Here is a 17,789-nt window from a genome sequence, read left to right on the forward strand (position 1 = left end):
CCCAAAGGGCTGGCCTCTTTATATGTAAAAGCAAGGCCTTTTATACTGCGTTATTGAACATCAGCTTAGAATGACTAAGCACGCTGTTCAAAGCCTTGCCTAAAAGGCTTTTCATTCCAGCTGAACCCTGCATCTTCAAGTATCACGGGTATATTTTTTCACTATAACAACAAAAAAAGCCCCACACTGACAAACACCGTCAGCAGAGTGTTTCGAGTAAAATACGCCAACACACAAGCTGCCGCAGCAGCAATTAAGTAAGGATTATTAATATGAGTATTAAGCTTCCCCTCTTCTTGAATAAAGATGATCGGTGTAATTATTGCGGTTAATACCGCTGGCGCACAATACACCAGTAAACCTTGTATTTTCTCCAGACTTTTAAAGGGTAACCTAGGTTCAAGAAACAAATAACGACTCATAAAAACCACCACAGCCATCATGACTATCATTAACCCAATCATTCGATAGTCTCTTTTGCTAATTTGGCGTAAACCGCTCCGACGCTCATCCCCAGTAATGCTGAAAGTAACAATCCAGCTTGTATTTGAACCCATTCAAAAAAGACAGCACAGACGCCTGTCGTTATGACACATGCAAATGTGGAATAGTGCTTAAGCATAGGAATAATAATCGCGATAAATGTCGCCACAATCGCAAATTCTAACCCCCACTGATTGAGTTCTGGCAATGCCTGTATTGCTACAATACCGAATAATGTCGATGCATTCCAAAAACAATAAAAACTCACTCCTGCTCCCAATAAAAACCACGGAGACAATGCACCCGTTTTCTGCATCTCTTTTTTTTGAACCGCCACAGCAAAAAGCTCATCAGTCAATAAAAAACCTAATCCCAGTCGCCAAGGGTATGCCAAAGGACTGACCGTTTCTCTTAACGTCAGGGCATATAAACAATGACGAGAGGTTATAAGGCAAGTTGATAATAAAATCCCCCCTAAACCCACTCCCGCTTTTAACATGCCTACGGCAACTAACTGCGCCGCGCCCGCAAATATCGTTAGTGACATCAATTGTGTTTCAACCGCAGATAACCCCGCATCAATCGCTAACGAGCCAGCAAGGATCCCCCAAGGAATGACAGCAATAGATAAGGGGAATATTGCAATAATTCCTTTAAAAAAGGCCTGAGTACGTGATAAGCCTAAGTGTAATGAGGTTGAAAATGTTTCACTGGGTATTGTCATAATAAGTACTGAAAAGGGATGATTTCAACACTGTAAAATAATGAGGGGTGATATTATTGTACAATATTGCCCCCCACAGCTTTGGCGAAATTGCCAGGTGTGACACCCAGTGTTTTTTTAAAATGCCTTGAGAAATGACTTTGATCATGAAAGCCACACTCCAAAGCCACATTTAATAAAGAATCTCCCATCCTTATCAACTGTTTAGCTAACCTCAACCTCAGTTGTATTTGATACGTATGAGGCGGCAGCCCAAAATGGCGCTGAAATTGGCGTAGCAAATAACAAGGACTCAAATTCACTAAGTTCGCCAACTCAACGAGAGACACATCGACTTTAGGCTGATCATCTAAAAACTGTTTAACTAACAACATTTGTGGCGTAGCGGCCACATTGAGTCGCTCACTGGGCCGGGTTTTACTGTGGCGCGCCACTAATTTGATTAATAATGAATAAATGAGAGTTTCCCGCAACAGTCGATTATTCGAATGATTCAACGTCGTAAAACCCAGTCTAAGCATATTTGCCATATATTCATCATAAACCACCGCCTCAGGAAAATATGGCGCCCCCTGATTAAGCCCAAGCTCTCGGCTAATGGATTCAAAAAGTGCAGGCACGGGATACATAGCGCGATAGGACCATCCAAATTCAGTGGCCGATTGCCCGCTGTGTACTTCATCGGCATTGATTAAAATGATACTGTGCTGCGGAGCAATATGATCGCCACCTGTTCTAAAAAAACGCTGTGCGCCTTCTTCTATCACACCAACCGTATAACCTTCATGGCTATGACGCGAAAAGTTTTGCTTATGATAACTGGCATTGAGTAACTCAATGCCGCCTAGCTCTTGAGTCACATGATAATCTGCACGTTCTTTTGATTTCTTCATTAAGGCTAACTACAGGAAATATCTCTTCAACATCATAACCTAAACACCATCCTTTGTTTTGTACAAAATTGTGCATTTACCACTCATTAAAATAATAAAAGGAGATCGACCTCCATTGAATAAATCTCCATTTTTTAAAGCCCTATTTTGGAAACTAGACAGACAAAGAAAACTTTCAACTAATCTTGGACAGACATTTGATATAAAGTACAGTCTTTTGTCATATCATGAACGCGGCCAGCTATTTTTTTTCCTCTAGCCTGAGCAGACAATAACATACTAATTTGCGCTGTTTTAGATTCCTCAATCCAACATTTATTAAATCCCAATCCCCCAGGATCGCTCGGGCATTTATCACAGTGGTTGGTTTCACCATCACCACCTATGACTCTTAAAGTGACATAACCATCCCGATACGCAACATCACTAATCGAACCTTGGTTAATCGCATCCGATGCGAATAACTGACCAGATAATAACGCTCCAATACCAAACACTATTCCTTTCAAAAATCGAATTTTTTCCTCAACAAACATGAATATATCCACACACTATTATACCATTAAATTTAATCCCTTATTTTTTAATTTATTGAGTATGTTCCACGGTATTTTCTTCGAAATCGATGATCTTCTCCATTAAATCGGTTTCGTTTTCATTCAAGTCCATTTCTACGCTCCCCCCATCAAATAGTGCCAAACCTCTCTGTACAAAACCATCATCACAGCGACCTTGGTATTCAAGCCAATGCAGCGTATTACCAATAAGATAAACGCTGCCCGAGACAATGAATGAGCCTAATGGCACAATGAGGCCAAACGTTGCCATACAAATGCCACTTAACTGGTTGGAATATTGGCAAGCCTTTAAACTACCCAATTCTTGTGTTTGAAGCTCCCACTGATGAGTCGCTGTGTTGCAAACAGCATATTGAGGTAGAGTTGTAGCAGGTCTCGGCACTGGTGCGGAAACAGGGTTGGGAACAACCATGCAGGCTTGCATCAGCAGTATATTGATAAAAAATAAAAAAAGCTGAGCTCCTTTCCTTAGGCGACGTGTTGAATGCATTTGATCTTCCTTAACCCATTTCATTAATATTATTCTTTACCTCACTACCATTTCATCACAGATAGCTTCATTGTTTAACGATTAAGGTGATAAAACAAGCACGGATTCGGTACTTTTTCGTTTTTAATATTATACTGAAATCTATGTCCATTTAATAAAAATCAATCATGAAAGATACTAAAGCGAAATTTTCTTCATTGACCCTCAGCTTACATTGGATTATTGCAGTATTTTTTATTTGTTTACTCAGTGTCGGTTTTTATATGACGAACTACAATGCTTTTGCACTGTACCCCATACATAAGTCCATTGGCATATTACTCTTTGTTTTTATCCTTTGGCGTGTCATTTGGCGCTATATGAATGGCTGGCCAATTCCTGCGAATCAATACAGTAAACTGGAACGTAGCATCTCTAAATGCATTCATTGGCTACTCATCATCGGCATATTACTCATGCCGATATCAGGTATGTTAATGTCTGCGGGAAGTGGGCATGGATTATATATCTTTGGCTTCGAACTGTTTCCTGCTAATTTAGATGCAATCGGTAAAGCCGTCCCTATCTCAGCAAGCGTAGGCGAACTCGGTGAGGACATACATGGTGCAGTCGCGAACATCATGGTAGCCGCCATTAGTTTACATATTATTGGCGCTCTTAAACATCATTTCATCGATAAAGACAACACACTAAGCCGAATGTTAGGCAAAAAAATTCAGTAGCTCAACCGCGATCTCAGCAATAAGCAGCATTCAACACTCAAGCTGAATGCTGTTCATTGCGCTAATTATTGCGACAAGGTATTAGTCTCAGGTCTTAACCACCCAATATCTTCAAGTAAAGCTCCTGCTAATCCCACGTCTGTAGTATGTTCCGTAAAAACAGGTTCCATTAACGTATTCGGTGTCACACTTTTATCAAAATGAGACACTGATGATCCTAATTCCACTGGATTAGGCGCATACATTTTAAATAATCCCACTTCATGAAGCCCTTCACTGTATTCACTTGCATGTAATGTAAGGTTATCACCTTGCCAAACGAGGTTCTGCTCACTCCTCGCAGAAAATGCTCTTTTATCATCCGTTAAATTTAGCCAAGTGCCTAATCTCACCCCGTATAAATAATGATCCCATACATCATGATACAATGTATCTCCCTCAACAGGCAGCAAGCTCCCATTAGCCACATCCACTAACGATATAAAGCCTAAACCATGAGCCATCTCATGTAATACTATCGTCAATAAATCAATATCTGAGCCATGATTTCCATCTAAACCTAAATACCAATTGATACCATTCAAGCAATTATCATTATTATCGATTGACGAATTGAATAACGCATTAATATCGGTACCTTCTCCCAGCATTTGACCACTTAAACTGTTCGCTAATGCGCCAACATACCAAGTATCAGCATGAGGTACATTTTCAAAATTCACATGCACGGTATTTGGACCCGCCGACCCTAAGACCCCAGAGCTTGAGTTACAGGTCAATGACGTGAATGACGCATTAACATAAATAGGAACATCACTAAGCAGCGCTTCTCCCCAAATCCGCGCCGCTTCTAAAAACACATTCAATCTTTGCTCCCCTAAAGTCAATGCCTCATTGCCACCGACAGCTTCAACAGGAGTTGGATCGAAAAACCCCTCTCCGGGAGTATTTTCATCTCCCTGAAAATCAGCGCTTTGAATCACGATATCTGCAGGCTTTTGTGATGAACCTTGATAACTGGATAGCAGATAAGGGGAATAATCGCTTGACTTAGAAAAAATAAAACGCTGAATACTGGGATCATTAAAATCGTATTCATCCCCTACTTTAAACATATCATCAGTCACTTGAACAACCTCGATGGGCACGCGGCCATATTCAATGACCGCGTTATTATCATCATCTAAATAAGCAAGCGTGGCAGGTAAGGGATGTAAATCTAAAGCGGCGCTAAAATGACTATCATCATGCTGAACGATTGCAGGTTGAGGCTGCATGGGTGTCCCTTGTATCGAGGTTAATTCAACAACGCTCGGGAGCCTTAATTGACCACTTACAGGGTCCTTAACCAATTGCATTGGTTTAATAGCAGGCTTAGCGGGGATCGCTGCACTGACAAGCTGTAGGCTAAATGAAAATAAATAAGTCAAACATATTAATAATGCATATAAAAAATGTTTCATTATCATTACTCTATCATAGACCTTAACCATTTTAATCATTTAACAAAACTTAGCGCCGCTATACACTTGGTGAGTGCCGGATAATCCCATAGCATATACAGTAAAAATCTTTCTTACTTAAGGTTTCTGCTCAATAAATATACACGCAACTTATTAAAGCAGTTATAAGACAAAAACACACTCAAATATTTGCAAGCAAGTATGTAGAATATTCACTCATCAAAAAAAGAAAGCCAGCTTAATCGTCTTAGTTTTTATTTTGCCCCAAAGTCGCTAAATAAGGGCTGAACGAACAAAAAAAACACACTTAAAAGCCAAGTAATCAATAAAGATTAAAGTTTTTCATTTTTTGCTTGCTAAAATAAAACAAGCGGGGTACCATGCGCTCGCTTTCAAAGATGGGTCGTTAGCTCAGTCGGTAGAGCAGTTGGCTTTTAACCAATTGGTCGAAGGTTCGAATCCTTCACGACCCACCATTCTTTCTAGAAAACCTCTTAAGTCCATTCAAAATCAATTGACTCACCATTAAGACCTCTTTGTTTATATAACTGTTTTGATATGGTTAGTACTCTAAGACCCACACATTCATTAAAAACACCTAGTTAAGACTCACTAACACTTATCAGAATGTTAGCTACAATCAATAGCAATGATAAATTGTTAGGAGAGTTGACTTGTCTAAGAAAGAATCAACACCTGCCCTTCAACAACAGTATGTTGATATTTTTGATGAGCATATGGCTGCTGAATTTGAACATAAAAACATCGATGACACTATGGGAACTATGAGCCAAAATCCATACGTGATCAATATACCCACATTACGTGGAGGAGATAATTATCAAGCAGTAAGGCAGTTTTACGACTCTGAATTTATTGGTCAATTTCCCGATGATATGGACATTGAGGTCATTTCAAAATCATTTAATACTGATCTTTTAGTCACAGAACTGGTTATGAGCCTAACCCATGATCAACACATTCCTTGGCTATTACCCGATATCCCACCTAGCTATAAGAAAATATCCTTTTTCACGATTGTTGTTGTCAACTTTAAAGACGGAAAAGTCGCCAGTGAGCGCATATATTGGGATCAAGGTTCCGTACTCGCTCAAGTAGGCCTCATTGACGAAAACAAACTCCCCGTTAATGGACAAGCTTGCGTTCACAAATTACTCGAGTTAGTCAAAAGCAGACGCTAAAGCCTTTTACATTTAACGATAAACTGGACACAAAAAAGCCGCTGATAATAAAATCAGCGGCTTTCTAAGATTAGGTGAGTTGGCCGATAAGCCGGGTCCTGTCGTGGACAGTTATTCATCTAGGCCTGCAATCGCTCACAGGCTCAAGCGATCTACCCGGTTCCAACGCGAGCCACGCCATACGGAACCCTATTTGATCTTGCTTCGGGTGGAGTTTACCTTGCCATGGACTATTACTAGCCATGCGGTGCGCTCTTACCGCACCCTTTCACCCTTACCTACTCAATAAATTGAATAGGCGGTCTCCTCTCTGCTGCACTTGTCGTCGGTTCACACCGCCCAGACGTTATCTGGCACCCTGCTCTATGAAGCCCGGACTTTCCTCCCCGCCCAAAGGCGCGGCAACTGTCTGGCCAACTCGGCGCGGAGTATACCTCCAAGCCCAGTATCAATGCAAATTACTCAGCCCAACCGATGATTTTATGAACTACTGTGTCTTCTAGCCCATTATAAACCTGAAGCTAACCCTTGCTTATTTTTTGTTACGACAGTGCGTTTTTCTTTAAACCGTCAATACAGGCCTCATAAATATCGGCCATTATAAACCTGAAGCTAACCCTTGCTTATTTTTTGTTACGACAGTGCGTTTTTCTTTAAACCGTCAATACAGACCTCATAAATATCGGCCATTATAAACCTGAAGCTAACCCTTGCTTATTTTTTGTTACGACAGTGCGTTTTTCTTAAAGCTACAATATCAACCTTATCAATATCTGCTGTATCAATATCGGCCATTATAAACCTGAAGCTAACCCTTGCTTATAAAGTGCGTTTTTCTTTAAACCATATATGTCAGCCGTTATTGCCGCTGCTTTTTTCAAGGGTAATTCTTCATTCAATAACGCCAATGTTTGCATCACTTTGGCAGGAAGAGCCTGCTCATCACCTGTTATTGCCGCACTGCGAAAACCATGGCACATGAGCACAATTTCCCCTTTCTGTTGATTGGCATCCTCCTCTACCTGCGCTAATACCTCCGCAGCAGTACCCGATAAAAAGGTTTCAAAGACTTTCGTCACCTCTCTGGCCATGACTACTTGACGGTCCTCCCCCAAAACAGAGGCTATCGAGGTTAAACTGTGAATAATTCGATGAGGTGATTCATAAAAAATTAACGTACGAGGATCCTCTTTCAAAGCGGTCAGTTTATCAACTCTGCCTTTTTCTTTCGATGGCAGAAAACCTTCAAATGAAAACCTATCCGAGGGTAAACCCGATGCACTTAAAGCCGTAATAGCTGCACATGGGCCGGGTAAGGGACTGACATTAAATCCGGCTTCCCGTACTTGAGAAACTAAATGATAGCCGGGATCAGAAATTAACGGGGTACCCGCATCCGAAATCAGTGCAACTGACTCACCATTGGCTAACTTTTGAATGATCCCTTGAGCCCTATCACGCTCATTATGATCATGTAAGGCAATTTTTCTGGTCTCAATACTAAAATGACTTAATAATTTACCACTGTGTCTGGTGTCCTCACATGCGATCAATGATACTTGCTTAAGTACTGTTATTGCACGAGAACTTATATCTTCTAGGTTGCCAATTGGTGTAGGAACTATGTAAAGTGCGACCGGTAGGGTCATATTTACCTCTGTATAGATTATCAACAAGACTTTCGTCAAGCGTAAGAGAAGGTTAAACTACTGGCAGCATCTTACCAGAGTAAAGACCTGTGTTAAAAAGCCTGAAGACAACTAAATTAATTTCTATCGCTGTGTTATCGGCAGTTTTGTTCGGTTGTGCAACCCCAACCGGCCCGGTAAAGACTGAATCGACTAGCATTTCTTTAATCAGCGCCCCTTTAACATCGGCGCAATACTTAGCTAAAGCAAAAGCTGAAAAAAATCAGCAACTGCGTCAACGCTACTTATTATTAGCGTCTCATGCCATGATTAATGCTGGCGATGACAATACAGCTGAACAATTGCTTAACTCACTTAGCAGCACATTATTGCCTATCAATGAGCTACAAGCCGAATATAAGTACCTCAAGGCACGCGTCTTTAAAATGCAATCTCGTTATAGCGAGGCTATTAACCTATTAGACTACCCGGCTAACTGGCAATTAGCCAAGTGGCAATGGGTCAGTTATTATCAATTAAAAGCACAGCTCTACCAAGAGCGTAATCAACCCATAGAAGCAGTCCGTCAATTAAGTCATCTGGGGCAATACTTGCCTACAGCACAGGCCAATGAAGTCAATGACACTATTTGGCGCACACTGCAGCCGCTATCTGAAGAAACCTTAAAACGTTTTTCCACAGAGAGTGACGACTCAACGTTTACCGGCTGGTTACAACTCGCTTATTTAACAAAACGTTATGCGGTTGATCCCAATCAGCTTGTGAGTCAATTAAGCCGTTGGCAACAGCAAAATCCAACACATCCTGCAACGAGAAAATTGCCAACGGATCTCGAAAATGCACTCAACACTCAGCCTTATCGTCCCAATAAAATTGCGGTACTTTTACCCCTAACAGGGCCCAGAGCGGCTATTGCCAACCCCGTGAAACAAGGGATTATGGCCAGTTATTTAGCCCAAAACGACAAAGATGTCACGGTCAATTTTTATGATACCGCCCAAGATCCTATCGCCGCTTATCATGCCGCGGTTAACGCTGGTGCTGAATTTGTCATAGGACCTTTACTGCCCAGTTCAGTGGCGACGTTGCAAGCTGCAATACAAAGCAAAGGGCAGCAAGATAAAATCATTCCACAGCTCTTCCTTAATACAGTTAAAAATGAGGTCCCCAATAAAGATCAATATTACTTTGCTTTATCACCCAGTGATGAGGCTAATGATGCGGCCAATCGATTATTTAAAGATGGCATAAAAATTCCATTGATATTAGCCAGTAATGACAAAATTGGTCACAACATGGCCGAAAGTTTTAACAAAACATGGCAAACCCTCACTCACACTCCCGCTGAAATTCACTATTACGATGCCGGCGACAAAATGAAAGTGACAGTGCAAAAAGCATTAGGTGTCATTGACAGTAAAGAGCATATTGCCGCGTTAAAACGCATTCTTAACTTATCGCTCAAAGCAGACTTTCGTTCTCGCCGTGACATAGACGCCATTTACATGCTGTCCGCCAGCCATGATTTAGCCTTACTTAAGCCCTTTATCGATGTGAACTTCAGTGTCTTTGCCCAGCCAGTGCCTCTCTATGCCAGCAGTCGAAGTCATTTAAAAGATGGCGGCCGAGAAGCCGATGAAGAATTAAATAACTTAACTATCAGTGATATACCTTGGCTCATTCGCCCTGATTCTGACACTCGAACGGTGAGTCAATTATGGCCCACTTGGAGTAACAGTAAAAAACGACTGTATAGCATGGGCTATGATGCAATCGACCTTGTGGATAAATTAGCACAAATGCGTGCATTGCCTGGCTACCAGCTAGACGGATTAAGTGGTACTTTATCGGTCAATCAACAAGGGCTCGTCAATAGACAACTCAGTTGGGGTCGCTATCAAAGGGGCAATTTAAAACCCTTGTCAAATTAGGCACCTGAATTAATGTTAAAGAAGTTGATTTCCAACTTAATATTTGTAAAAAATGGGCAGGTGTTATTGCTAGAAAATAGACTCAATAGCAATAACACAACCTTTTTTATCGAATGTAAAGCCATAGACATTTTTTCTTTTCTGCAGATGAAACTTGAATAACGATCCATCGTCTTAAATATGTTACCACTAACACGATGACGTATTTTGGGTATATACTCAAGATTATTAAATGTAACTTCAGGACGTTAGCGTGCTTAAAGGTAACCATGGACAAGCAAGTGAGCAGGCAGCCATTACCTATTTGCAACAACAAGGCTTGCGTTTAGTCGCCAGAAATGTTCGTTTCATCTTTGGCGAAATAGACATAATCATGAAAGAAGGTACTGTTTGGGTATTTGTTGAAGTAAAATACCGCTCAAATTTACAATTTGGTGGTGCCATTAATGCGTTAAGTCAAAGGCAGCAAGATCGCATAAAACGCGCTGCAAGCCATTACTTACAATTAAAGCAAATAAATGCAATTTGTCGATTTGATTTTATCGCTATTGATCCAAATAATATTGAATGGATCCGCGATGCATTTTAATTTTATCGTCGCTTATGTTCAACGACCATCTGTGGACTCACCCATAAGAGTCTGTTGACATTAAGTAGTAAAGCAAACAATCGTTAAGGATTTATCAATGTTAGACCGTATTAAACATAGTTTTACCGAATCCATTCAGACCAAAATTGATGCCTCAGAAGCGTTACCAGAATCCATCGCCAAGGCAGCAGAAATGATGGTCAATTGTTTACTCGGTGGCAATAAAATCTTGGCCTGTGGTAATGGTGGAAGTGCAGGTGATGCTCAACATTTTTCAGCTGAATTACTCAACCGCTATGAAGTTGAACGGCCACCCCTTCCCGCGATTGCCTTGACGACAGACAGCTCGACATTAACGGCTATCGCTAATGATTACAGCTATGATGAAGTTTTTTCTAAGCAAATTTTAGCCTTAGGTCAACCGGGTGACATTCTACTGGCAATCTCTACCAGCGGGCACTCAGGAAACGTCATTAAAGCCATTGAGGCTGCTCTAAGCCGTGATATGACCATTGTGGCGCTTACAGGAAAAGATGGCGGCCCAATGGCTGGCTTACTCAGCGTCAATGATGTCGAAATACGCGTACCTTCCAATGTCACTGCCCGTATACAAGAGGTCCACCTTTTGGCTATTCATTGCCTATGTGACAATATTGACAGAACCCTCTTCCCTCAGGATGAACAACAGTGAGAGCCTTGCTCACATTAATTTTTCCGCTTTTTTTACTACAAGGCTGCGCTGGTGCATTGGTTGTGGGGGCTGTCGGTGGTGCCATGGTGGCCAATGACGAGCGCCCTGTCGGTACACAGTTGGATGATACCAACGCAAATTTTAATATTGCCAGTGCACTTTCTTCTCAGCCTGACTTAAAAAATCAGGCCAATATTTCGGCCGTTGTCATGAATAACAACGTGCTGCTTATTGGCCAAGCTCCCAATTCGATGCTCAGAAATAAAGCCATTACGGTTGTTAAGGATCTAGGCTTAGGGGGTAAAATTCACAACCAAATACGTATCGGTAATCCCACTTCTTTTACAACACGCAGCAATGACACTTGGATCACCACAAAAGTAAAAGGCCGTATGCTCGGCGAACAAAACTTAGATATGACCAATATCAAAGTCATTACTGAAAATGGAGAGGTCTTTTTAATTGGTTATGTTGCAAAAGAGCAAGCCGATCTTGCCGTTGACGTTGCCCGTAATACCTCAGGGGTCCGTAAAGTCATCAAGGTGTTTGATTATGTGAACTAGAAAAAAACCTGCAAATGCAGGTTTTTTATTCAATTTTAAATTGAAAGCATTACACTAATAAACCTATTTTCTCATACACCTTTTTAAGGGTCACTTCTGCACGCGCTTGGGCTTTTTCGGCACCTTCATGCATAATTTGATTCAATAAGGTTTGATCCGCTCTAAACTCATTGTAACGAGCTTGCAATGGCTCAATCATACTCACAACAGCTTCGCCTGTCGCGCCTTTTAAATGGCCATACATCTTACCTTCGAACTCACTTTCCAAGGCCGCAATACTTTGACCTGTCACTCCCGACATTAAGCTCAATAAATTTGACACACCAGGCTTATTTTCAATATCAAAACGCACCACAGGTGGCTCTTCACTGTCTGTCATGGCTTTTTTGATCTTTTTCATGATCTTTTTCGGATCTTCAAGCAAGCCAATCACATTGTTGCGATTGTCATCCGATTTAGACATCTTCTTTAATGGCTCTTGCAATGACATGACCTTTGCACCTAATTCAGGTATAAAAGGCTCAGGGATGGTAAAGGTATCACCATAGGCATTGTTAAAACGAGTGGCAATATCACGGGTTAATTCAAGGTGCTGTTTTTGATCTTGTCCAACAGGCACTTCATTAGCTTGATACAGTAAAATATCCGCTGCCATTAAAACTGGATAACCAAATAATCCCACATTAATATTACTGGCATGCTTTTGTGACTTATCTTTAAACTGGGTCATCCTATTGAGTTCACCCATCTGCGCATAGCAGTTCAATGCCCAACCCAGTTGAGTATGTTGCGGTACTTGAGACTGGATAAAAACCGTGCTCTTTTTCGGATCGACACCACAAGCTAAATATAACGCCAAGGTATCAAGGCAAGCTTCACGTAACAATTTAGGATCTTGACGCACAGTAATAGCATGTAAATCAACCACACAATACAAACAATCATGGCTATCTTGCATCGCCACCCACTGACGTAATGCGCCCATATAGTTACCTAAGGTTAATTCACCTGAGGGTTGTGCTCCACTCAGAACGATAGGTTTAGGCTGAGACGTGGTCATTATTGTCATTACTCCATAAGTGCATCAAGTCAGTCAACCACTCAATGCGTAAATTTAAAATTATAAAATCAAAGGTATAATATCACGAATTTGATGACAAACCGCATCAGGTTCGCTCAAGCCAATATCTTCACCGTAATTGTATCCGTAGGTCAAGCCAATTGATCTTGTTCCCGCTGCCTTTGCCGATAAAATATCATTTCTAGAATCCCCCACCATCACAAGTTCATCACCTGTCAACGCCCACTGCTTCAGTAAATGCTGTAAAGGAAGGGGATCAGGTTTCATAGCTGAAAGTGAATCTCCACCTAACACGATAGAAAAGTAATCACTTAATCCAAACCCAGACAATAAAGGCACGGTAAACCCATAAGGTTTATTGGTCACAATGGCTAAACGAATATTCACTTCATGTAAGCGCGCTAAAACGATCTTCACGCCATCGTATAATCGACTGTGTTTCTGTAAGTTTTGCTGATAATGCCACTTAAATCTCGGCATCACTGCCTGTAATTGTTCTCGGCTATAAACTTCACCCGCCGCAAACACTAAGGCTCTTTGCATTAACACTTCCGCGCCATTACCTATCCATGAGCGCACCTGCATCTCAGAACAAAGCGGCAGCCCTAATTCGAATAAACAATCTTGTACGGCAACCGTTAAATCCAGTGCACTGTCCACCAAAGTGCCATCTAAGTCAAAAGCAACCGCTTTCACTTTGGTCATTTTGCCGCTCCATAGTGAGTTCACTGACTATCCTTCTGCCACGGATTGTAACTCATTACGCATCGCATCAATGACGGCTTTATAATCCGGTTGATTAAAAATAGCCGATCCCGCAACAAACATATCCGCGCCAGCACGTGCAATATCAGCAATATTATCCACTTTTACCCCACCATCCACTTGAAGCCGTATATCGTAACCGCTGGCATCGATACGTTGTCTCACTTGACGTAGCTTATCTAAGGTCGATGGAATAAAAGATTGACCACCAAAACCAGGGTTTACCGACATTAATAAAATCACGTCAACTTTATCCATCACATGATCTAAATAATGCAAAGGTGTTGCAGGATTAAAGACCAGCCCCGCTTTGCAGCCTGACTCTTTAATTAATTGTAAGCTGCGATCAATATGCTCAGACGCTTCAGGATGGAAAGTAATGATAGATGCACCGGCTTTGGCAAAATCAGGAATAATACGATCTACCGGTTTTACCATCAAATGCACATCAATATCAGCTGTGATCCCATAATCCCTTAACGCTTGGCAAATCATAGGACCCACGGTTAAATTAGGCACATAATGGTTATCCATTACATCAAAATGAACCACGTCGGCTCCCGCCGCTAATACAGCATCAACATCACTGCCTAAACGAGCAAAATCGGCAGAAAGAATAGAGGGAGCAATTAAAAATGGGCGCATAGTCAAACTCATGGTCATGTGTAAGAAGTAGGCTATTTTAACCCTTAACCCCACAAAGACACTACTTTTTAAAATACTTTTTTTGTTACATTTATGTTTTAATTGGTTTTCGTTTTGTTATAATCACAAGCTCGCAATGGAAGGCAACCAAGGAAATACCATGTTAAGGAAGCTTATAGGGTTTTTACACATGAAAATAATGCTTTTTTTCGTGAGTTGCGCTTTAGGTATAACGCTATTTGTACTGCCATCAACCAGTATGATCACCGTTAAATCACCCAGTCGTTATTGTGCACCCCAAACAAAAATAGACAATCAATATTTACCGAAGCGTCAACCTAATCATCATTGTGCGGCTCAAGCTCAAACAATAACCTGGATGAACTGGCTAACCGGTAATAGTCTGACAAACCAACTACACTTTATCGACTTTTTGGAATTGCTGCACGGTAACAACCGTATTCCTTTGAGCCAAGTGACTTCAATCAATAGCCATCAGAGCCTACCGTTATGTTAAAAAATTTCTGGCACCTACTGATCAGCACACTTGCCGCTTTTTTTGGTGTGCAATCCGAGCAAAATCGCGTACGTGATTTTCAAACTAAATCCATTGTTCCCTTTATTGTTATGGGGGTGTTCATTGCGATCATCTTTGTGGGCAGCTTACTCTTTATTGTCACACAAGTATTAGGTTAAGTTTGAATTTTGGTACAAAAAAAACCTTGCCTAAGCAAGGTTTTTTCATTAAAAGATATCAATAAGCTGATTTCTTTTTCTTTATTCGAGAAACAGCTCCGCCTTTCTTCAGAGCAATAGTCGTCAACTTGGCTGATTCTGCATGGTAAGCATCATCATATAAAGCAAATAACTCATCCACTTTTTTGCGGGCACTGCCTTTCTGACTGATATTGCGTTGCACTTGAACATGAGCTAATTTTGCTCCGTGATATAGCTCACGAGTCAATGGAATATCATGATTACTGATTAACACTGAAATCCCACGATCTATTGCCGTATGACGAGATATTTTAGCGAGTATAGCTTGATCATCTAAGCTAAACCCAGCACCAACATAGGTTGTAAAACTGGCTGTCGTAGACAAAGGAGCATAAGGTGGATCGCAATACACCACATCCCCCTTGCGAGTCATGCTCATCGCTTCCTCATAACCCACACACCGAAATTCAGCTTTTTGTGATTTAACTGAAAATGCACGGATCTCTTGCTCAGGAAAATAAGGTTTCTTATAAGAGCCAAAAGGCACATTAAAGCCACCTTTACGGTTATACCGACATAAGCCGTTAAAGCCAAAACGATTCATATATAAAAAATACACTGAACGCTCAAAAGGATCACGGCTTTGATTAAAGCGTTCACGAATTTGATAATAGGCTGTTTCATTATTCATCTCATCGACAAACAAGGCTTTGGCTGCACTAATATAGGCTTCAGGATCATGCTGGACAATTTTATACAGATTAATCAAATCTTGATTAATATCACACAATAGATAGCTATCGAAATCGGTATTAAGAAACACCGAACCCGCGCCGACAAAAGGCTCAACTAACCTATTACCTTTTGGCAGGTATTGAGATAAAGCTTCAATCAGTTTAAATTTTCCACCAGCCCACTTTAGAAAGGCTCTTTGTTTTTTGCTCATTTAAATTGACTGAATACCCTAAAAAAAGAAGCACATGATTGTACTCTGTTTATCACTGAATTTCACGACTTGGAACACTGACTTGGAGTTCATATTCACTCAAATCGGCCCAACGACGTACCCAAGGCTTACTAATTTTATATTTTTCAATTAGATATGTAGATTTTTTATTTGCAAATTCTTTTTTGTCAAACTGACCAACTAAAACTAGCCAACCTTTTTTATATCGCGCAACGCTCAAGCCTTCGACCTCCTTAACCTTTGTTAATAAACGATAAAGTGTCTCAATCTTAGTCACGTTAGCCAATTGTAGTGTATAACCGTGTGTCGGCCTAACACTCAATAAAGTTGGCCAAACTATCAGCGGTTGCACCGACGTCAATCTAACTGCTTCTTTTTTCACCTTACTTGCGACTTTATCATTGTCACGCTTGTGCAATATTTCATCTTGTTTTTTATCACTATCGAGCCCTGAGTGAATTGTCGATATCCGGACAACATCTGATGAAGATCCATTTTGTATGGACTCAGAAGCCAATGGCTTATCTTTATCTGTCTGTCTAACAAATTGGCTCGGCGAGTTCACACTAAAGGCTTCGACCCCAGTTTGGTGAGATAAGCCAACCTTGCCATGCTCACGTTCCACAATATTTATCTCACTTGCAGCTGACGCCTCTTTCGTTTGTGAAGACACAGCAGCAACATCATCACTCTGACTCTCTTTTTTAAGTTCAAGTTCCCTGTCTTGAAGATTATTCAATCCCACGGGGATAGCTGTCGTATTGGCTGATGAATAGGGTGTTTTCTCAACCAAAAGAGCCGTATTGACTTGTCCATCAATAGGCAGTTTTAGCATCCATAACCCAGCTCCTGTCACCAACACAATCAGTAAAACAAGAGTCACTAAAATCAAGCTCATCCATGTAGGCATCACTTTTCTATTGACACTCAAATGATGCATTTTAAACGCTGCCACATTGTGCATCGAAAACTCAAAGAGCGCTAACACTTCTTCTGGCGTGCCGGATTGTGCTGATAATTTTTCAAAGATGATGTCAGCATCAACAACTGCCCCTTGTTCATTCAGTGACAATAAAGTGTCAAATAAAGACTGCCTTTCAACTAAAGACAAAGGAGGAATATTGATAGGCAGCAAGCACTCTGCCTGCACTGCTGAAACTTGAGTACTTAATGAAGAAAAAAAAGCATCATCGAGAGTACATACAACACGTATCACAGTATGAGGCAGTGACAATTGTGTTAATGCTAAACATTCCTCCCATATTTCATGAGGTAAATAATCAGCATCATCAATGACAATACAAAGCGCTTCAGGCAAGGATTCAACAGCTTGTTGCAAGCTATCAGACAAGGCTAATTCATCATCAAAAATAGGCTCTTCAAGCAGCTGCATGAGAATTTTTCGACGAATTTCATGGCTATCACTATGTTTAGGACAAGTGATCAACGCCAAACTATGATCATCTAATGTATCAAGCAGCGCCGTGATCATTGTTGTTTTGCCTGAGCCTTGATCTCCCAATAACAGGATTAGCTGCTCACCATATAAACTAATATGCTGCAGCCGCAATAACAAGGCTTCTTGGCTAGGTAATAATATCGACTCTGATGATGTCACTTGTCATCCATTTTCAAG

General features: G+C 41.0%; 19 protein-coding genes, 1 tRNA gene, 1 other RNA gene and 1 pseudogene. 9 read left to right on the top strand and 13 right to left on the bottom strand.

Annotation, left to right across the window (positions count from 1 at the left end):
- Window positions 1-161: 161 nt before the first annotated feature.
- The 5 genes from Q0779_RS20510 to Q0779_RS20530 all read right to left on the bottom strand — a co-directional run bounded on the left by Q0779_RS20510 (window position 162) and on the right by Q0779_RS20530 (window position 3,168).
- Window positions 162-464 carry an AzlD domain-containing protein gene (locus Q0779_RS20510; protein ID WP_298775543.1) on the bottom strand — a complete coding sequence of 101 codons (303 nt, stop codon included), beginning with the start codon at window positions 462-464 and terminating at the stop codon, window positions 162-164.
- Window positions 461-1,207 (bottom strand): AzlC family ABC transporter permease, encoded by a 747-nt coding sequence (locus Q0779_RS20515; RefSeq protein ID WP_298775545.1) that lies wholly within the window; start codon window positions 1,205-1,207, stop codon window positions 461-463. Before Q0779_RS20515 ends, Q0779_RS20510 begins: the two co-directional genes overlap by 4 nt.
- A 53-nt stretch (window positions 1,208-1,260) precedes the next feature.
- A complete protein-coding gene (locus Q0779_RS20520) occupies window positions 1,261-2,100 on the bottom strand; it encodes an AraC family transcriptional regulator (protein ID WP_298775546.1) in 840 nt (279 codons plus the stop codon).
- Between the two features lie 179 nt (window positions 2,101-2,279).
- Complete coding sequence (locus Q0779_RS20525; RefSeq protein ID WP_298775548.1) at window positions 2,280-2,636, bottom strand: hypothetical protein; 357 nt, start codon at window positions 2,634-2,636, stop codon at window positions 2,280-2,282.
- A 52-nt stretch (window positions 2,637-2,688) separates the two neighbouring features.
- Window positions 2,689-3,168, bottom strand: a complete 480-nt coding sequence (locus Q0779_RS20530; protein WP_298775549.1) for a hypothetical protein — start codon at window positions 3,166-3,168, stop codon at window positions 2,689-2,691.
- 167 nt (window positions 3,169-3,335) lie between these two features.
- On the opposite strand from Q0779_RS20530, the gene Q0779_RS20535 reads away from it, so the two are divergent.
- The gene (locus Q0779_RS20535; RefSeq protein ID WP_298775551.1) at window positions 3,336-3,890 is read left to right on the top strand and encodes a cytochrome b; all 555 of its coding nucleotides are present in this window, start codon (window positions 3,336-3,338) and stop codon (window positions 3,888-3,890) included.
- A 65-nt stretch (window positions 3,891-3,955) separates the two neighbouring features.
- On the opposite strand, the gene Q0779_RS20540 is transcribed toward Q0779_RS20535, so the two are convergent.
- Entirely contained in the window at window positions 3,956-5,353 is a 1,398-nt protein-coding gene (locus Q0779_RS20540; RefSeq protein WP_298775553.1) for a hypothetical protein, read from the bottom strand.
- Between the two features lie 400 nt (window positions 5,354-5,753).
- Here Q0779_RS20540 and Q0779_RS20545 point away from each other — a divergent pair.
- Window positions 5,754-5,829: transfer RNA gene (locus tag Q0779_RS20545), tRNA-Lys, on the top strand.
- A 198-nt stretch (window positions 5,830-6,027) separates the two neighbouring features.
- Entirely contained in the window at window positions 6,028-6,555 is a 528-nt protein-coding gene (locus Q0779_RS20550) for an ester cyclase (RefSeq protein ID WP_298775555.1), read from the top strand.
- A gap of 71 nt (window positions 6,556-6,626) precedes the next feature.
- On the opposite strand, the gene rnpB is transcribed toward Q0779_RS20550, so the two are convergent.
- Window positions 6,627-6,976, bottom strand: an RNA gene (rnpB, locus tag Q0779_RS20555) — RNase P RNA component class A.
- Window positions 6,977-7,349: 373 nt separating this feature from the next.
- Window positions 7,350-8,204, bottom strand: a complete 855-nt coding sequence (gene rsmI / locus Q0779_RS20560) for a 16S rRNA (cytidine(1402)-2'-O)-methyltransferase (RefSeq protein ID WP_298775556.1) — start codon at window positions 8,202-8,204, stop codon at window positions 7,350-7,352.
- Between the two features lie 89 nt (window positions 8,205-8,293).
- On the opposite strand from rsmI, the gene Q0779_RS20565 reads away from it, so the two are divergent.
- From Q0779_RS20565 to dolP, 4 genes are all read left to right on the top strand, one after another.
- On the top strand, window positions 8,294-10,135 hold the full coding sequence (locus Q0779_RS20565) for a penicillin-binding protein activator (RefSeq protein ID WP_298775558.1): 1,842 nt from the start codon (window positions 8,294-8,296) through the stop codon (window positions 10,133-10,135).
- Between the two features lie 253 nt (window positions 10,136-10,388).
- A complete protein-coding gene (locus Q0779_RS20570) occupies window positions 10,389-10,724 on the top strand; it encodes a YraN family protein (protein WP_298775559.1) in 336 nt (111 codons plus the stop codon).
- A gap of 97 nt (window positions 10,725-10,821) precedes the next feature.
- Window positions 10,822-11,415, top strand: a complete 594-nt coding sequence (locus tag Q0779_RS20575; RefSeq protein ID WP_298775560.1) for a phosphoheptose isomerase — start codon at window positions 10,822-10,824, stop codon at window positions 11,413-11,415.
- Window positions 11,412-11,978 carry a division/outer membrane stress-associated lipid-binding lipoprotein gene (gene dolP, locus Q0779_RS20580; RefSeq protein ID WP_298775561.1) on the top strand — a complete coding sequence of 189 codons (567 nt, stop codon included), beginning with the start codon at window positions 11,412-11,414 and terminating at the stop codon, window positions 11,976-11,978. The genes Q0779_RS20575 and dolP overlap by 4 nt, the downstream gene beginning before the upstream one ends.
- A gap of 49 nt (window positions 11,979-12,027) precedes the next feature.
- On the opposite strand, the gene trpS is transcribed toward dolP, so the two are convergent.
- From trpS to rpe, 3 genes are read right to left on the bottom strand one after another with little or no spacing between them, the layout of a single operon-like run.
- Complete coding sequence (gene trpS, locus Q0779_RS20585; protein ID WP_298775562.1) at window positions 12,028-13,038, bottom strand: tryptophan--tRNA ligase; 1,011 nt, start codon at window positions 13,036-13,038, stop codon at window positions 12,028-12,030.
- Between the two features lie 60 nt (window positions 13,039-13,098).
- Window positions 13,099-13,764: a phosphoglycolate phosphatase gene (locus Q0779_RS20590; RefSeq protein ID WP_298775563.1), complete on the bottom strand. Its 666-nt coding sequence runs from the start codon at window positions 13,762-13,764 to the stop codon at window positions 13,099-13,101.
- 27 nt (window positions 13,765-13,791) lie between these two features.
- Window positions 13,792-14,469 (bottom strand): ribulose-phosphate 3-epimerase, encoded by a 678-nt coding sequence (rpe, locus tag Q0779_RS20595; RefSeq protein ID WP_298775564.1) that lies wholly within the window; start codon window positions 14,467-14,469, stop codon window positions 13,792-13,794.
- A 190-nt stretch (window positions 14,470-14,659) separates the two neighbouring features.
- On the opposite strand from rpe, the gene Q0779_RS20600 reads away from it, so the two are divergent.
- Window positions 14,660-14,986: a hypothetical protein gene (locus tag Q0779_RS20600; RefSeq protein ID WP_298775566.1), complete on the top strand. Its 327-nt coding sequence runs from the start codon at window positions 14,660-14,662 to the stop codon at window positions 14,984-14,986.
- A complete protein-coding gene (locus tag Q0779_RS20605; RefSeq protein ID WP_298775568.1) occupies window positions 14,980-15,165 on the top strand; it encodes a DUF2970 domain-containing protein in 186 nt (61 codons plus the stop codon). The genes Q0779_RS20600 and Q0779_RS20605 overlap by 7 nt, the downstream gene beginning before the upstream one ends.
- A 145-nt stretch (window positions 15,166-15,310) precedes the next feature.
- Here the strand turns inward: Q0779_RS20605 and Q0779_RS20610 are convergent.
- Window positions 15,311-16,132, bottom strand: a pseudogene (locus Q0779_RS20610) (Dam family site-specific DNA-(adenine-N6)-methyltransferase); the annotation flags it as partial.
- Window positions 16,133-16,184: 52 nt separating this feature from the next.
- Complete coding sequence (locus Q0779_RS20615) at window positions 16,185-17,771, bottom strand: ATP-binding protein (RefSeq protein ID WP_298775570.1); 1,587 nt, start codon at window positions 17,769-17,771, stop codon at window positions 16,185-16,187.
- Window positions 17,772-17,789: the final 18 nt, after the last annotated feature.

It is taken from the genome of uncultured Shewanella sp. (assembly GCF_947491715.1).
GTDB lineage: Bacteria > Pseudomonadota > Gammaproteobacteria > Enterobacterales > Shewanellaceae > Shewanella.

Bases quoted from the DNA above. Each gene is read 5' to 3' on its own strand.
- Q0779_RS20510 (WP_298775543.1), bottom strand. From the start codon at position 464: ATGATTGGGTTAATGATAGTCATGATGGCTGTGGTGGTTTTTATGAGT.
- Q0779_RS20515 (WP_298775545.1), bottom strand. From the start codon at position 1,207: ATGACAATACCCAGTGAAACATTTTCAACCTCATTACACTTAGGCTTA.
- Q0779_RS20520 (WP_298775546.1), bottom strand. From the start codon at position 2,100: ATGAAGAAATCAAAAGAACGTGCAGATTATCATGTGACTCAAGAGCTA.
- Q0779_RS20525 (WP_298775548.1), bottom strand. From the start codon at position 2,636: ATGTTTGTTGAGGAAAAAATTCGATTTTTGAAAGGAATAGTGTTTGGT.
- Q0779_RS20530 (WP_298775549.1), bottom strand. From the start codon at position 3,168: ATGCATTCAACACGTCGCCTAAGGAAAGGAGCTCAGCTTTTTTTATTT.
- Q0779_RS20535 (WP_298775551.1), top strand. From the start codon at position 3,336: ATGAAAGATACTAAAGCGAAATTTTCTTCATTGACCCTCAGCTTACAT.
- Q0779_RS20540 (WP_298775553.1), bottom strand. From the start codon at position 5,353: ATGAAACATTTTTTATATGCATTATTAATATGTTTGACTTATTTATTT.
- rsmI (WP_298775556.1), bottom strand. From the start codon at position 8,204: ATGACCCTACCGGTCGCACTTTACATAGTTCCTACACCAATTGGCAAC.
- Q0779_RS20575 (WP_298775560.1), top strand. From the start codon at position 10,822: ATGTTAGACCGTATTAAACATAGTTTTACCGAATCCATTCAGACCAAA.
- trpS (WP_298775562.1), bottom strand. From the start codon at position 13,038: ATGACCACGTCTCAGCCTAAACCTATCGTTCTGAGTGGAGCACAACCC.
- Q0779_RS20590 (WP_298775563.1), bottom strand. From the start codon at position 13,764: ATGACCAAAGTGAAAGCGGTTGCTTTTGACTTAGATGGCACTTTGGTG.
- rpe (WP_298775564.1), bottom strand. From the start codon at position 14,469: ATGCGCCCATTTTTAATTGCTCCCTCTATTCTTTCTGCCGATTTTGCT.
- Q0779_RS20600 (WP_298775566.1), top strand. From the start codon at position 14,660: ATGAAAATAATGCTTTTTTTCGTGAGTTGCGCTTTAGGTATAACGCTA.
- Q0779_RS20605 (WP_298775568.1), top strand. From the start codon at position 14,980: ATGTTAAAAAATTTCTGGCACCTACTGATCAGCACACTTGCCGCTTTT.